This window comes from Avibacterium gallinarum, assembly GCF_002921135.1.
Lineage (GTDB): Bacteria > Pseudomonadota > Gammaproteobacteria > Enterobacterales > Pasteurellaceae > Avibacterium > Avibacterium gallinarum.
This window is the reverse complement of the sequence record NZ_PQVJ01000020.1, coordinates 13,114-28,080: the sequence shown is the minus strand read 5'-3', so window position 1 is coordinate 28,080 and position 14,967 is coordinate 13,114. Positions and strand designations below refer to the sequence as shown.

Sequence of the window (14,967 nt, the reverse complement as noted above, 5' to 3'; positions counted from 1 at the left end):
ATTTCTTTTTGCGGGTAATAAAAGTACGAAATTAGCCTATAAACTGGCAATATGGCTTGCGCAGGCATAAGCGGAACTCCACGCCCATTGGAAGTTATAACCACCAAGCCAGCCGGTTACATCTAGCACTTCACCAATAAAATACAGCCCTTTGACTTTATTACTTTCCATTGTTTTTGACGAAATTTCGTGCGTATCCACACCGCCCATTGTGACTTCTGCGGTTCGATAGCCCTCCGTGCCATTAGGGAAAATTTTCCAATGATGAATGAAATTTTCTAAATTTTCCAACCGCACTTTGCTTAAATTCGCCAAGGTTTCCGTTGGGATCATCTCACGTTCTTGCCAAAGCTCCACTAATTTCGTTGGCAGAACGCGTGATAATGCGGTTTTTAACTGCAATTTCGGCGAAGTTTGGCGTAATTCCTGCAAATAATCGCCAATGGATTGATTTGGTAATAAATCCACTTCCACCCATTCATTCGGTTGCCAATAATTAGAAATTTGTAAGATCGCTGGCCCAGAAATACCACGGTGGGTAAACAATAACTGATTGAAGAAAGACTGCCCATTTTCAGCGCTCACACGCACAGGCAAAGAAACGCCGGCAAGTGCGGTGTAAAATTGCTCTGTTTCTCGCCAACGGAATGGCACAAGGGACGCACGCGGTGGGATCACGCCCAAGCCAAACTGTTCAGCAATTTGATAGCCCAAAGGGGAAGCACCTAAAGCAGGCATTGAAAGCCCACCTGTTGCCACCACAAGCTGATGACAATGCCAAGTTTGTCCGTTCGCTTGCACGGCAAAACCACCGTTTTCCAAGGCGAAAACTTGTTCTATATGCTGGCGTAACTGAATATTAACCTGATATTTCGCACATTCCGCAAGCAATAAATCCACAATCTGTTGCGCGCTTTCATCACAAAACAACTGCCCGAGTTCTTTTTCGTGATAAGCAATGCCATATTCCGCCACTAAGGCGATAAAATCCCATTGGGTAAAACGCGCTAAGGCAGATTTCACAAAATGAGGATTGTGCGAAAGATAATGCTGTGGTGTAACCTCTAAATTAGTGAAATTACAAAAGCCACCGCCCGACATCAAAATCTTCCGTCCCACTTTTTTACCGCTATCTAAAACCGCAACCTGTTTGCCTTGCTTGCCAAGCTGACCAGCACAAAACAGCCCTGCTGCTCCTGCGCCAATAATCAGCGTATCAGAAAAATAAGGTGTCATTGCGCGGCTCCTTTTTTGGCGTTTTGTAACATTTCTGCCATTTGCATACTTTGAATAATAGTGCGCCGATCGATCCCCGATTTATCCGAATCTAGCACCTTTTGCCAAAGGGTAATGGCTTTGGGGTAATCCGTTTGTACAAAGGCTTCTCCAGCTAACAGCGATAAACTCGATGCTTCTTTCGGATCTTGCGAGAGCGCTTGTTCAAGCATTGCTTGCACCTGCGGGGTGATTTTTTGCCCTGCTTTTTGATACAACGCATTTGCCGCTAAGCCTAAAATTGCGGGTTTTCCGCCTGTTAAGCGATCGGCATAAGAATAAGCGACCAAGGCATTATCGAACTCATTATTTTGCATATAAGCCTGCCCTAACTCGATCCAAGCCTCACTGTTGTTGGGATTTTGGCGTAAACGTTGCTCAATTTTTTCCACATAAGTTTCATTTTTTTGCCCCGCACTTTGCTCATTAAATGATTCCGCAAAGGAATCTGTAGATTGCGTTGTAATCGCTTGTTTTGCTTGAAGTTGTTGCTGATGTTGCTGTTCAGCAGAAAAGCGATCAAGGGAAAAATAATATCCCATAGGCAACGCAATCAATAATAGGCTCAACGCCACAAAATAAGGACGGCTTTTCAATGTTGAAGCCATCACAAAGTGCGGTTGTTTTTCGAGCTGTTTTTCATCATCAAGCAAACGTTGGGCAAATTCTTGCGCTAATTCGGGATCAAGCTGACCTTTCATTTGCTGCTGATAAAGAGCGATATTTTGCTGTTGGCGATAATTTTTCTGCCAATTTATTCCGCGCCCTAAAGGCAACCAAAGCCCAAGGCTAATCAAGAGTAAAAGGACTACGCCGATGAAAAAAGTCATTCTGATTTATCCGTTTTGGCTAATAAATTATTTAATGCTTGTTGTTGCTCTGCACTGAGCGCTAAATTTTTTGGTTTTTGTTTCACACGCAACATTCGCCACATTGCCAGTGCGCCAAGCAATAGCAAGAAGAAAGGCAAGCCCCACAATAACAGGGTGGTGGATTTCACTGGCGGATTATAACGCACGAAATCACCGAAGCGGTTCGTCATCACGTCAATAATTTGCTCGTTGCTGCTGCCAGCTTCCACCATTTTATACACTTCAATACGCAGATCATAAGCAATGGGCGAATTGGATTCTACCAAGTTTTGATTTTGGCATTGTGGGCAACGCAGGGATTTCGCCAAGGCTACGGCTCGGGTGCGCTCGGCAGGGTTGCTAAATTCAAAGGTATCCACCATTTCTGCCTGAGCCAGTTGGCTGATTGCGAAAAATGTTATGACGACTAACCACCACTTTTTCATTCTTTTCCTTCCTGTTTAGCCGTTTCTTGCTTAGCTGTTTCTTGCAACGCTAAGTGCGGTGCATTTTTTGCCAATTTTTGCCATAAGGGCAGAAATTCTTGTTGCCAAATTTGCTGATCCAACGGGCCTGAATAGCGATAACGAATAATGCCATTGGCATCAACCAAATAGGTTTCTGGCGCGCCGTCCACGCCCAATTTCATTGCAAATAAGCCTTTGCTATCATCAATCACCTGATGAAAAGGATTACCCATTTCCTGCAACATTAGCCAGGCATTTTGCCGTTTATCCCGATAATTTAGCCCCACAATCGGCACGCCCTGTTGTTGCAAGCGCATCAAAAAGGCGTGTTCTTGCTTGCAATAGGCACACCAACTGCCCCATACATTAATGAGATAAGTTTCTTTCGGTAAAGATGCATTGCTCACATTGATTTCAGGCTCAAGCAGATCGCTTTGATAAAATTCAGGCACGGGCTTGCCAATTAACGCGGACGCTATTTTTTTCGGATCATTATGCAGCCCTAGCAGCAAAAGACCACAGACTGCAATGATCAAGAATAAGGGTAAAAATACAATGATTTTTCTATTCATCTTTCGCTCTCCTTGTGCGTAAGGCAAAGGCACTCAATAATGCACCAAACGCCATTAAAGTTGCGCCAATCCACAGCCAGCGCACAAAAGGCTTGTAATGCAGACGGAACGAAAATTCGCCCGCGCCAAGTTTATCACCCATTACAATATAAATATCGCCAAGCAAGTTCCAATATAGCCCCACTTCCGACATATTCATCGTGCGCACTTCGTAATAACGGCGTTCAGGATAAAGTGCGGTGATTTTTTCTCCGTTTTTTGTTATCTCAAATTGTGCCACTTCGCTGGTGTAATTCGGCCCGAGTTCATTACGAAAACCAAGGTAGTGAAACGCATAGCCGTTGAGCATTTGGCTTTGATTAGGCGATAAACGCACGCCAATTTCACTGGCAAAATAGCTCGACATTGTCGCACCAATTACCGTGAGTGCTAACCCACAATGGGCGATCACCATCGCCCAACGCTTTAAGGAAAGGGATTGCCACGCGCCCCAAAGGGTAACGCCAAGCAACCAAAACGCCAAGCTAATTAACGCAAAAGGCAAGGCCTGAAAATGTAAGGTTTCATCATTTTGAATGGTGAATGCGATCATTGCATAAGCAAGTCCACTGGCAGGAATTAGCAATAAGGCATTGCGGCGCAACAAAGTGCAGTAGATTTTTTTCCAAAATGCACTGACGACAAAAATCATCGCCAACAATGCCAGCACAATAAGAGGCAAGAAAATGGTGTTAAAGTAAGGCGCGCCTACGGAAATCGAACCCCAGCCCATTGTGCTAAATAGCATTGGATAAAATGTGCCTAAAAATACGCTTGCCGTGGCGACCGCCACCAAAATATTGGCAATGAGCATTAGGCTTTCTTTAGAAAAAAAGGAAAAATGCACCGCACTATTTTCACTTGGGCGCTCATTCACTTTCAACGCAAATAAGGTGAGCGAGCAAGTGGTGAGCAAGAAAAAGAGCATTAACAACGCCATTCCCCGCTCTCCGTCCATAGCAAAAGCGTGTACAGAAGTTAGCACGCCCGAACGCACAATAAACGTACCTAATAAACTGAACGCAAAGGCAAACAGAGAAAATAAAATCGTCCAATAATGGAAAACGCCACGTTGTTCGCTCACGGATAAACTATGCAGTAGCCCCAGCCCAAGTAACCACGGCATTAATGAGGCGTTTTCAACTGGGTCCCAGAACCACCAGCCGCCCCAACCAAGCTCGTAATATGCCCACCACGCGCCGAGCATTATGCCTAGGGTTAAAAAGAACCAAGAAACCAGCACCCAAGGACGTGTCCAGCGAGCCAGTGCGGCATCAAAATGTCCGCTTAACAAGGTGGCAAGGGTGAGAGCAAAATTCACCGCAAAGCCTACATAACCCAAATAAAGCAACGGTGGGTGAAAAATTAACCCTACATCTTGCAGCATCGGATTAAGATCACGCCCTTCCAAAGGGCTAGGAAATAAACGCTCAAAAGGATTGGAGAAAAATACGATAAACAGCGCAAAGCCAAAACACAGCAAGCCTAAAATAGACAGGGTTCGGCTGGCAATAATGGGGTCGATTTTACGGCTAAAAAAGGCAAATGCCATTGTCCATAATCCCAACGAAAATAGCCAAAACAGCATTGAGCCTTCGTGTCCGCCCCAAGTAGCGGCAATTTTGAAAAATCGTGGTAAGGCAGAATTGGAATGCGCTGCCACATATTGCACGGAAAAATCATCAATCGCAAAGCAATAAGCTAGCCCAAACAAAGAAAGAGTGGTAAAAATCCCAAACAGATAACTCAAATTCCACGCCGATGTAATCAGGCGCAGATTGCCTTGTTTAATCCCAATATGCGGCACAATCGCCAACAGCAATGCGGAAACAAGAGCAAAAAGTAAAGCAAGAAAAGCAAGTTCTGGGATCATTGTCATATTCGTTGGTTAATTTGTTATGTATTTTAGAGAAAATGCGTAGCAATGTCATTGTGTTATGCAGAAAAATCATCAATCTCATTCTCAATTCAAGCAGTGATAAAAATGCGTAAAAACGCACCGCACTTTATTTCTGCAAATGACTTTTCTTGTCAGTTTTCCCTTTGCCATTAGGGGATTTACAGCAAAAAACGCCATTAAAACAAAGGCGAACACCTTGGTTCGCCCTGATAATCATTGATTGTTTTGATTAGGCCAAAGTCATTTGCCCTGCGTATAAAATGAAGTAACGCAAGCAAAGTACCCCGATTAAACCCAATCCGGCCACAATCAGCATAAAGCCTTTTTGGTGTTTAAGCTTCTCACCTGCAACAGCGTTGAGTAAAAGGGGTAACACAATCCCAATGCCTACCACGCCGATCCAGAAGACATTCGCCCAGAAGCCACCCGAAAGTGCGGTGTGAAATGCCACGGTTTTTTGTCCGCCACCAAGGTATAAACCAAAGAAGAAAGCGAACAATAAGAAAGCTTCAATCAATACTACTGGCTGTTCAAATTTATGTAAGAACGCTAAGCCTTTGGAATGAGTGCTTTCTTTGGTGCATAAAATGGTGAAGAAAATCAATGCCGCAATGCCCGATGACGTACCTGATGCCAAGAATAACACTGGCAAGACAGGGTTATTTAGCATTGGATAGCTCACTAATGCTGAAAGTAAGAAACCCGTATATGCCCCTAATGCTACACTGAGCAATAAAGTAATGATCTCAATGGCATTAGTGAATTTAACAGCAATATCAATGATTTTCTCTGCAAAATTTGCAAGTTTCGGCACAAAACGCTTCACAAGGCTCAACACCAGTGATTTGAAGATAATCGCTAACCATAATACCAAGAACAGCATATACACTTGGAACAACATCACCCCTGCGGACATAATTGAGGTGTGGTGATAATTGAACATTAAGTACCAGAATGTCCAAGGTTTGGTTAAGTGGAAAATCAATAGCAATAAACCGATGGTAATGCTAATCGGTGCAAGCAAGGCATTAACCTTTAAGATATTGTTTTCTTCCGGGCGTTCTCCTGCTAATCCTGCACGTTTTAACAATACCGCAAGCATTGTTGCCCCTGCGGAAATCCCTAATAAAAAGAGATAAATCGCAATCGGCCCGTCCCATACTAAAGATGGGAAATGAAATGGACTGTTCATCGTCTGATCTCCCCTGCTCTAGCTGGAACGTGGTAAAGATTTGGATCTGTACCTAATTCAACTTTTGTACGATAGGTTTGTTTTTCTTTCAGTTTCAAAGAAATTTCACTTTGTGGATCGTTGGTATCACCAAAGGTTAGGGCTTTGGTTGGACAAGCTTCAACACAAGCTGGCTGTTTGCCTTTTGCCAAATTCGTATCGCGACAGAAGTTACATTTATCGGCGGATTTATACACAGGGTGAATAAAACGCACGCGATATGGGCATACGGCAATACAGTATTGACAGCCAACACAGAGATCTTTGTTGACATCAACAATACCAGTGGAAGCATCAATATATGAAGCCCCTGTTGGACACACAGCAACACAAGGTGCATTGGTACAATGCTGGCACGAATGACGGAAAAACTCATATTTCACGTCAGGAAATTCGCCATAAGGTTCGCTACGAATAATTTCTAAACGTGAAACGCCTTCTGGCACTTGGTTGGTTTCACGACACGCGTCCATACAAGCGGTACAACCAATACAAGCGGTTTCATCGTGCAACATTGCATAACGAATCGGCTTTTCTTCTGCCTTATCTTGTGCTACTGACTTAATTGTTGTTCCTGTCATTAGGATCAAAGCGCCCATTCCAGAAACAAAATTACGGCGTGAGCAAGTTGTCATTTGTTATCCTTTTGTTCGCTGGTCGGGTCAAGATCTTTTAAGGCTTTGCGTTTTTGTTGTTCTCCGTGACAATCCACGCAAAGTTTAACGCGTTGTTTTTTCTCAATGCCTTTCATTGCATCTTTTTCTGGGTGCAAAGTATGGCACGCAGCACAAGGCAATTTCATTGCGTGGACATCGTGCGCCCAAAGTTTCTCGCGCAATTTTTCAGGACGGTGGCAAGAGAAGCAAACTTGATTTTGCTCTTGCACAGAGAACATTGGTTTTTTGTCAGAGAAAATATCGCTTTCAAAACGCATTACATCTTTTGCACCACGGCGGTGATTTTCCGAAATATTACCGTGGCAGCTCACACAAGTAATTGGCTTGCCTGTGCTTGGATTTGTTTTGGATAAGTGCGTACCGTGGAATTTACCAAAATGTAAATCACCGCCAGATTGTTCATCAGTGGCTTCTAATTTGTGGCATTTCGCACAGTATTCATTGGGGTTACGCTGATTTTCTAACGTAGGTTGATAGCTTAATTCAGTGTTTTCTGTATTAGCTTGTGCAGGCAAAGCCAAGATCATCGCCCCTAATAAGGCGGTAAGCTTTACCATTTTCTTTAATACAACGTTCATTTCTTATTACCTCAAATTTTCGTTCAAAATAGACCGCACTTTAGTTTTCTTCCCACTTTAAGGTCTCTTCCTAAGTCGGCACTTAATAAAGTGCGGTTACTTTTTGGCTTATTTTGCTGGTGGAGCTTTCTCCATTAAGCCTTTTTCTAACGCTTCTTTATTCCATTGTGGAACAACTTCTTTGAGGAATTTCGCTTTCGCTGCACGTTCTTTTTCAATATCAATGCCCATTGCTTTCCACGCGTTTTCAGCTGTTGAAATATCTGGGTAATTGATTGGCTGTTTCACACCGTGTTTGGTGAGAATAATGGCTAATTTAGTACGCGCGTCAGCAATACGATCTAAGCCTGTTGCAATGGTTTTTAAGATAATATCTGGTGCGTGAATATGACCACCGTGGCCCGCAGCAGAATAATCCCAACGCCATTGTGCGTGACGGATAGCTTGCAATGCTGGTTTCATTTCTTCTTCTGTTGCACCTGCGTCCCAAGCCGCTTTCGCTTCAAAGTGCGCTTTCACGATTTGGTCTTCAAGTTTAATCATCACGTCTTTGATGTCTTTTTTATGACCTGCTACCACTTTGGTTAAAGTTTCTTTGCTTTGGTCGTGGCAGTTTGCACAGGTGTTTTCAAAAGAATCAAGCGGATTACCAATTTTGTGGTCTGTGTAAACTTTGCCATCAGCCCCTTGTACTTTTGGCATATGACAATCCACACAGGTTACGCCATTTTTACCGTGTGTGCCTTGTAACCAAGTTTCATAGTCTGGGTGCTGTGCTTTCAACATTGGTGTTTTAGAGATAGAGTGAATCCAATCGTAAAATTCGATATTGTCATAGTATTGTTCCATACTATCCACATCTACCCCTTTCATCCAAGGGAATACCACATTGTTTACCACTTTTTTATCAAAGTAATATTCAACGTGACAGTTAGCACAAATTGCGCCGCGTTTGTCTGTTTTGTCTAAATGTGCGAAGTCTTTTCCGATCGCATCTAAGGCGCGTAAAACATGCGGACGAGCAATGCGTAAAGCAGGTTTACCTTCTGCAAAATCTTTTGATGTGGTGTCGTGACAGTCAGCACAGCCGATAGAATTTACCACTTCAGCCCCACCTTTTGCCCATTTGCCGTTGAAGTATTCTTCTTCACCCCATTCAGCAATTAAACGTGGCACATCTGGGCCTTTACACGTCCAGCACGCCATTGGTTGTGGGCCGCTGTTAGCATCAAACGGCGCACCTGTACGCAAAATATTGCGCACGTCAGTTACAGTATAAAAGTGACCGCGCGGTTTGTTATATTCTTTTGAGAACGCATAACCGCCCCACATTACGATCATTCTAGGATCAACTTCAATTGCCGGAACAATTTCCGTAGATTCTGCGGTTGCAGCCCAACTGTTATATTGTTTTGGATATTTTTCAGCAAATTGTTCACTGATTGCTTGAATTTTCAAATCAGGATTTGGTTTTGCTAATTCCTCACGAGTTGGAGCTCGCTTTTCTGCTACACTATTATCTGCCGCCATCAAAGGTTGCGCAGACACTAAAGTCAATCCAGCAATTGCCAGAGAAGCTAAAGTTTTTCTGAAAATGTTCACGATAATTACTCCATACATTGATCAATGTTGTACAACAAATAAACTTAAGCAATAAATGATAATTTTTCTCATTAAAAACAATATGATAATGAATTAAGAGAAAGTTTTTCACGCTTAAAAATAACAAATTCATTCTCATTTTTCAGCGCTATTTTGCTATTTTTTGCGTTTGATCAATGTTTTTATTAGGAATAACCTTTTTGAGTTATTTTTGCCACATAAAAATAACCCTTAAGAGTTATTAAAATCCTAGATAATTTGCCTTTTCTAAGCATAACGGGGTAATTTATCCTTGCTACAAAACAAAATAAAAAGTAATAAAAAAACCAATAAATGCTACATTTTTAACCGCACTTTATTTATTCCCTTTTTTAGAGATAAAGAAGAGAGAAAAGAAGAATTTTTGGGGATTTCTGCCCTTCATGCTATGCTTAGCACAATTTTTTCTCATAAAATCGAAAATAGTCAGATAACTATGCAAAATGATCATTTAACTCAGCAACGTTTTGCTGATTTACCACTAAATCCAAGCGTATTACAGTGTTTAGAGAAAAACGGTTTTGAATACTGCACGCCAATCCAAGCCCTTTCTTTGCCAATCACCCTTGCAGGACGTGATGTAGCAGGGCAAGCGCAAACAGGTACAGGCAAAACAATGGCCTTTCTCACCGCCACCTTTCATCATTTATTAAGCGAAAATTCGCAGCATAATGCCAAGCAACCGCGTGCGTTAATTTTAGCGCCCACGCGCGAGCTTGCCGTGCAAATTAGCAATGATGGTACGGCACTCTCACAAGCCACTGGGCTAAAAATGGGGCTAGCTTATGGGGGCGATGGCTACGATAAACAGCTTAAAGTGATTGAGCAAGGCATTGATATTTTAATCGGCACAACAGGACGCGTGATTGATTATGTCAAACAAGGCATTATTCGCTTAACGGATATTGAAGTGGTGGTGCTAGATGAAGCAGATCGAATGTTCGATCTAGGCTTTATCAAAGATATTCGCTACTTACTGCGAAAATGTCCGCCCCCTGCTGAACGCTTAACAATGCTCTTTTCCGCGACTCTTTCTTATAAAGTGCGTGAGCTTGCCTTTGAAGATATGAATGATCCTGAGTATGTGGAAGTTGAGCCGCTGCAAAAAACAGGCCACCGCATTAAAGAAGAGCTGTTTTATCCGTCTAACCAAGACAAAATGGCGTTATTAATGACATTGTTGGAAGAAGAATGGCCTGAGCGTTGCATTATTTTCGCGAACACCAAACATCGCTGCGAAGAAATTTGGGGCTATTTAGCCGCTGATGGGCATCGTGTGGGGCTGCTCACAGGCGATGTGGCACAGAAAAAACGCCTTGCCTTATTGCAACAATTCACTGAAGGCAAATTAGATATTTTAGTGGCCACCGATGTTGCCGCGCGTGGCTTACATATTCCTGATGTTACGCACGTTTTCAACTATGATTTGCCTGATGATCGCGAGGATTATGTGCATCGCATTGGGCGCACAGGGCGCGCAGGCGAAAGTGGCGTTTCCATTAGTTTTGCTTGTGAAGAATATGCAATGAATTTACCTGCCATTGAAGAATATATTGGCCATTCCATTCCAGTGAGCCAATATGATCCGCAAGCGCTACTCAGTGATTTGCCAAAACCTTACCGCAAACGCACTGGGCAAAGCCATTATCAAAATAATAAACGCAATTTTAAAAAGCGTTATTAATCTCAAAAAATCGCAAAAATTCCACCGCACTTTTATAAACCACTTTTATAAACAAAACATAAACAAGAAAAGTGCGGTGATTTTTTCTATTATTTCTGTTTTATCTCGTGATAGAATTGACGGATTTTTAACACACAAATTTAATGAGCGATAATATTTCGTATGACAACATTAGTAGATTTTTTAATTAACAAATTAGACGATTTAAAAGCCGTTGATATTTTGCATTTAGATGTGCAAGGCAAATCAAGCGTAACGGACAATATGATTATTTGCACAGGCACATCAAGTCGCCATATTAGTTCTTTGGCGCAAAAACTGATTGATGAAAGCAAGCAAGCGGGTTTTGAATCCTTCGGTGAAGAGGGCAAAGCTACTGCCGATTGGGTGGTGGTCGATTTCGGGCAAGCGATGGTGCATATTATGCAAGCAGACAGCCGCGAAATGTATCAATTAGAGAAACTTTGGGGCTAAATGAAGATCCAATTAATTGCGGTAGGCACAAAAATGCCAGCTTGGGTAAGCACAGGCTTTGAAGAATATCAACGCCGTTTCCCAAAGGATATGCCCTTTGAACTAATCGAAATCCCTGCGGGCAAACGTGGCAAAAATGCAGACATTAAACGCATTTTGGAGCAAGAGGGCAAAGCAATGCTGGCGGCTTGTGGGCGCAATAAGATTGTTACCTTAGACATTCCCGGTAAACCTTGGACAACCGAACAACTGGCACAACAGCTAGAGGGGTGGAAAAATGATGGACGGGATTTATGTTTGCTCATCGGCGGGCCTGAAGGTTTATCGCCAGAATGTAAAGCTGCCGCCGAACAAAGCTGGTCGCTTTCCCCTTTAACCTTACCCCACCCTTTAGTGCGCGTGGTGGTGGCAGAGAGTTTGTATCGTGCTTGGTCGATTACTACCAATCACCCTTATCATCGAGAGTAATCAATGGATTTAAAGAAATTGCTTTCTCAGCCAACAATGGAACCGATCCGCGATAAAAAAGCGGAGCGCAATCTGTTTATTCGCCGCGCCTTGGTGTCTTTTTTAGGCGTGCTTGGGCTGTCTGCAATTTTGCTCACCAATTTATATCATCTGCAAATCGTCAATTATGACACTTATCAAACCCGTTCTAACGGTAACCGTATCAAATTATTGCCGTTGCCACCAACACGCGGTTTGATTTACGATCGCTATGGCAAATTGCTTGCCGAAAATCTCACCTTTTTTGGCTTATATATCGTGCCAGAAAAAGTGGAAAATTTAGACCGCACTTTTGAACAGCTCAAGCAAATGGTGGGCTTAAATGAAGACGATATTGCGAACTTTAAGAAAGAACGCCGCCGTTCTTCGCGCTATACGTCCATTTTACTCAAGCCTGATCTCACCGAAGAACAGATCGCACGTTTTGCGGTAAATCAGCATCAATTCCCGAGTTTATCCGTTAAACCTTATTTTAAACGTCATTATTTGTACGGCGAACCGCTCACCCATATTTTAGGTTATGTGGCAAAAATTAATGATAAAGATGTGGAACGCCTGAAAAAAGAAGACAAATACGCCAATTATGCTGGCTCGCACAATATCGGCAAGCTCGGTATCGAACGCTATTACGAAGAACAATTACACGGTGAAGTGGGCTTTGAAGAAGTAGAAATTAACAACCGTGGCAAGGTGATCCGTAAATTGCGCGAACAGCCTGCAGTAGCGGGTAAAAGCATTCATCTCACCATTGATTTAGAATTGCAACGTTATATCACCGATCTGTTAGCAGGTCATAAAGGCGCAGTGGTGGTGCTAGATCCAAAAGATAGCAGCATTTTAGCGATGGTTTCAACCCCAAGTTATGACAATAATCTTTTCGTTGATGGTATTTCAGGTAAAGATTACAAACGCCTGCTTGAAGATCCTGAGCGTCCACTTTATAGCCGCGTTACGCAAGGAGCTTATCCGCCCGCTTCTACGGTAAAACCGTTTATTGCGGTAGCTGGGTTGCAAGAAGCCTTGATCACGCCAAGCACAACGGTGTTTGATCCGGGCTATTGGATGTTGCCAAATAGCACCAAACGTTTCCGTGACTGGAAAAAATCAGGCCACGGCTATACGGATCTCAATAAAGCGATTACCGAATCTTCCGATACTTACTTTTATCAGCTCGCTTACAATATGGGGATTGATAAACTTTCTGGTTGGATGAAAGCCTTTGGTTTTGGTCTGCCAACAGGGTTGGATATTCGTGAAGAAACCTCGGCAATTATGCCTTCGCGCGAGTGGAAACAAAAACGGTATAAAAAACCTTGGCTACAGGGTGATACCATCTCCGTAGGCATTGGGCAAGGCTATTGGACAGCAACGCCATTGCAAGTGGCAAAAGCCTTAGCCATCTTGATTAATAATGGCAAGGTAAATACACCGCACTTAATGAAAGGGGTGGAAGGCTCTTTCTTTGAACCTTACCAAGATCCTTTTTTATATCCCGACATTAAAGCCAATGATAACTATTGGGCGCAAGCCAAACGTGGTATGTATAACGTGATTAATGCGAGCAATGGGACAGGGCGTAAAGCCTTTGCTGGCACGAACTATCACGTTGCTGGTAAATCAGGCACCGCACAGGTTTTCAGCTTAAAAGAAAACCAAACCTATAACGCTAAATCGCTGAGCAAAGAATTGCACGATCACGCGTGGTTTATCGGCTATGCCCCTTATGAAGACCCGAAAATTGTGGTTTCTATCATTTTAGAAAATGCAGGCGGTGGCGGTAGCAACGCCGGCCCTGTAGTAAGAAAAATTATGGATTATTATCTTAATCAGCGGCTTCCACAAGTAAACCAAATGGAAAATAAACAGAACGAAGCTCAACCCCAACAAGAGGAAACAGAATAATGAGTAAAAGGAAAATCTGGCTCGGCTTGTGGCAGCGTTTACACATTGATTTCTGGCTATTTCTTGGTCTTGTAATGATTTCCGCCTATGGATTATTCGTGCTATATAGCGCTTCTGGTGGCAATGAAGTGATGTTCCGCAACCGCATCATTCAAGTTACCCTAGGCTTTGTGGTGATGTTTGTTATGGCACAATTTTCTCCACGTTTTTATCAAGGTATTGCCCCTTATTTATTTGGTATTGGCATTATATTGCTGATTTTAGTGGATTTAGTGGGAACAACCAGTAAAGGCGCGCAGCGTTGGCTAGATCTCGGCTTATTCCGTTTTCAGCCTTCGGAGATCGTCAAACTTGCCGTGCCGTTAATGGTGGCGGTGTATTTAGGTAAACGTCCGCTTCCGCCAACCTTAAGACACACCTTTATTGCACTCTTTATTATTATTGTGCCTACCCTATTGGTTGCCATTCAGCCTGATTTAGGCACATCAATTCTGGTAAGTGCGTCTGGAATTTTCGTTGTTTTTCTAGCAGGAATGAGCTGGTGGCTGATTTTAATTGCAGTGATTGGACTGGCTGGTTTTATCCCTATAATGTGGTTTTACCTAATGCACGATTATCAACGCACAAGGGTGCTAACCTTGCTTGATCCAGAAAAAGATCCCCTTGGCGCGGGCTATCATATTTTGCAATCAAAAATTGCCATTGGTTCGGGTGGTATTTGGGGCAAAGGTTGGATGCAAGGCACACAATCTCAGCTAGAATTTTTGCCTGAACCCCATACCGATTTTATCTTTGCCGTATTAAGTGAAGAACACGGAATGGTTGGTTTCGCCGTTTTGATGTGCCTTTATTTATTTATTGTGGCAAGAGGTTTGGTGATTGGCGTGGAAGCACAAAATGCTTTCGGTCGTACCCTTGTTGGGGCATTAACGCTGATCTTTTTTGTTTATGTTTTTGTGAATATTGGCATGGTGAGTGGCATTTTACCCGTGGTGGGTGTGCCGCTCCCATTAATGAGCTATGGTGGGACGTCTTTTGTTACATTAATGGCAGGTTTTGGCTTGATTATGTCCATTCATAGCCATAAAGAACATTTCTTTAGGGGAACTAACTAAGAATTTATTGTTCTTAACCAGTATTCCAACAAAATTTTAACTAAAGTGAATAAT

General features: G+C 42.8%; 14 protein-coding genes. 5 read left to right on the top strand and 9 right to left on the bottom strand.

The window, feature by feature from the left end:
- Positions 1-36: 36 nt before the first annotated feature.
- The 9 genes from C3007_RS08145 to nrfA form a co-directional block, all read right to left on the bottom strand.
- Entirely contained in the window at positions 37-1,236 is a 1,200-nt protein-coding gene (locus tag C3007_RS08145; protein ID WP_103853983.1) for a BaiN/RdsA family NAD(P)/FAD-dependent oxidoreductase, read from the bottom strand.
- Positions 1,233-2,105, bottom strand: coding sequence for a tetratricopeptide repeat protein (locus C3007_RS08140; protein ID WP_103853982.1), 873 nt, complete (start codon positions 2,103-2,105; stop codon positions 1,233-1,235). The genes C3007_RS08145 and C3007_RS08140 overlap by 4 nt, the downstream gene beginning before the upstream one ends.
- Positions 2,102-2,572 carry a heme lyase NrfEFG subunit NrfF gene (gene nrfF / locus C3007_RS08135; RefSeq protein ID WP_103853981.1) on the bottom strand — a complete coding sequence of 157 codons (471 nt, stop codon included), beginning with the start codon at positions 2,570-2,572 and terminating at the stop codon, positions 2,102-2,104. Before nrfF ends, C3007_RS08140 begins: the two co-directional genes overlap by 4 nt.
- Positions 2,569-3,165: a DsbE family thiol:disulfide interchange protein gene (locus C3007_RS08130; protein ID WP_103853980.1), complete on the bottom strand. Its 597-nt coding sequence runs from the start codon at positions 3,163-3,165 to the stop codon at positions 2,569-2,571. Before C3007_RS08130 ends, nrfF begins: the two co-directional genes overlap by 4 nt.
- Positions 3,158-5,077, bottom strand: coding sequence for a heme lyase NrfEFG subunit NrfE (gene nrfE / locus C3007_RS08125; protein ID WP_103853979.1), 1,920 nt, complete (start codon positions 5,075-5,077; stop codon positions 3,158-3,160). Before nrfE ends, C3007_RS08130 begins: the two co-directional genes overlap by 8 nt.
- Positions 5,078-5,333: 256 nt before the next feature.
- The gene (gene nrfD, locus C3007_RS08120; RefSeq protein WP_103853978.1) at positions 5,334-6,296 is read right to left on the bottom strand and encodes a cytochrome c nitrite reductase subunit NrfD; all 963 of its coding nucleotides are present in this window, start codon (positions 6,294-6,296) and stop codon (positions 5,334-5,336) included.
- Positions 6,293-6,970, bottom strand: a complete 678-nt coding sequence (gene nrfC / locus C3007_RS08115; protein ID WP_103853977.1) for a cytochrome c nitrite reductase Fe-S protein — start codon at positions 6,968-6,970, stop codon at positions 6,293-6,295. Before nrfC ends, nrfD begins: the two co-directional genes overlap by 4 nt.
- Complete coding sequence (nrfB, locus tag C3007_RS08110) at positions 6,967-7,590, bottom strand: cytochrome c nitrite reductase pentaheme subunit (protein WP_103853976.1); 624 nt, start codon at positions 7,588-7,590, stop codon at positions 6,967-6,969. Before nrfB ends, nrfC begins: the two co-directional genes overlap by 4 nt.
- Before the next feature lie 108 nt (positions 7,591-7,698).
- Complete coding sequence (gene nrfA, locus C3007_RS08105) at positions 7,699-9,210, bottom strand: ammonia-forming nitrite reductase cytochrome c552 subunit (RefSeq protein ID WP_103853975.1); 1,512 nt, start codon at positions 9,208-9,210, stop codon at positions 7,699-7,701.
- Between the two features lie 457 nt (positions 9,211-9,667).
- Here nrfA and rhlB point away from each other — a divergent pair, with 457 nt between their 5' ends.
- From rhlB to rodA, 5 genes are all read left to right on the top strand, one after another.
- Positions 9,668-10,915: an ATP-dependent RNA helicase RhlB gene (gene rhlB, locus C3007_RS08100; RefSeq protein WP_103854010.1), complete on the top strand. Its 1,248-nt coding sequence runs from the start codon at positions 9,668-9,670 to the stop codon at positions 10,913-10,915.
- Positions 10,916-11,077: 162 nt separating this feature from the next.
- Positions 11,078-11,389 carry a ribosome silencing factor gene (gene rsfS / locus C3007_RS08095; protein ID WP_103853974.1) on the top strand — a complete coding sequence of 104 codons (312 nt, stop codon included), beginning with the start codon at positions 11,078-11,080 and terminating at the stop codon, positions 11,387-11,389.
- The gene (gene rlmH / locus C3007_RS08090; protein ID WP_103853973.1) at positions 11,390-11,857 is read left to right on the top strand and encodes a 23S rRNA (pseudouridine(1915)-N(3))-methyltransferase RlmH; all 468 of its coding nucleotides are present in this window, start codon (positions 11,390-11,392) and stop codon (positions 11,855-11,857) included.
- A gap of 3 nt (positions 11,858-11,860) precedes the next feature.
- On the top strand, positions 11,861-13,798 hold the full coding sequence (mrdA, locus tag C3007_RS08085; RefSeq protein WP_103853972.1) for a penicillin-binding protein 2: 1,938 nt from the start codon (positions 11,861-11,863) through the stop codon (positions 13,796-13,798).
- Positions 13,798-14,913 (top strand): rod shape-determining protein RodA, encoded by a 1,116-nt coding sequence (gene rodA / locus C3007_RS08080; RefSeq protein ID WP_103853971.1) that lies wholly within the window; start codon positions 13,798-13,800, stop codon positions 14,911-14,913. The genes mrdA and rodA overlap by 1 nt, the downstream gene beginning before the upstream one ends.
- Positions 14,914-14,967 lie beyond the last annotated feature (54 nt).

Excerpts from the sequence above, each read along its gene's own strand:
- rsfS (WP_103853974.1), top strand. The coding sequence starts at position 11,078 with ATGACAACATTAGTAGATTTTTTAATTAACAAATTAGACGATTTAAAA.
- nrfE (WP_103853979.1), bottom strand. The coding sequence starts at position 5,077 with ATGATCCCAGAACTTGCTTTTCTTGCTTTACTTTTTGCTCTTGTTTCC.
- nrfD (WP_103853978.1), bottom strand. The coding sequence starts at position 6,296 with ATGAACAGTCCATTTCATTTCCCATCTTTAGTATGGGACGGGCCGATT.
- C3007_RS08145 (WP_103853983.1), bottom strand. The coding sequence starts at position 1,236 with ATGACACCTTATTTTTCTGATACGCTGATTATTGGCGCAGGAGCAGCA.
- C3007_RS08140 (WP_103853982.1), bottom strand. The coding sequence starts at position 2,105 with ATGACTTTTTTCATCGGCGTAGTCCTTTTACTCTTGATTAGCCTTGGG.
- rhlB (WP_103854010.1), top strand. The coding sequence starts at position 9,668 with ATGCAAAATGATCATTTAACTCAGCAACGTTTTGCTGATTTACCACTA.
- nrfF (WP_103853981.1), bottom strand. The coding sequence starts at position 2,572 with ATGAAAAAGTGGTGGTTAGTCGTCATAACATTTTTCGCAATCAGCCAA.
- nrfA (WP_103853975.1), bottom strand. The coding sequence starts at position 9,210 with ATGTATGGAGTAATTATCGTGAACATTTTCAGAAAAACTTTAGCTTCT.
- rlmH (WP_103853973.1), top strand. The coding sequence starts at position 11,390 with ATGAAGATCCAATTAATTGCGGTAGGCACAAAAATGCCAGCTTGGGTA.
- C3007_RS08130 (WP_103853980.1), bottom strand. The coding sequence starts at position 3,165 with ATGAATAGAAAAATCATTGTATTTTTACCCTTATTCTTGATCATTGCA.
- nrfC (WP_103853977.1), bottom strand. The coding sequence starts at position 6,970 with ATGACAACTTGCTCACGCCGTAATTTTGTTTCTGGAATGGGCGCTTTG.
- nrfB (WP_103853976.1), bottom strand. The coding sequence starts at position 7,590 with ATGAACGTTGTATTAAAGAAAATGGTAAAGCTTACCGCCTTATTAGGG.
- rodA (WP_103853971.1), top strand. The coding sequence starts at position 13,798 with ATGAGTAAAAGGAAAATCTGGCTCGGCTTGTGGCAGCGTTTACACATT.
- mrdA (WP_103853972.1), top strand. The coding sequence starts at position 11,861 with ATGGATTTAAAGAAATTGCTTTCTCAGCCAACAATGGAACCGATCCGC.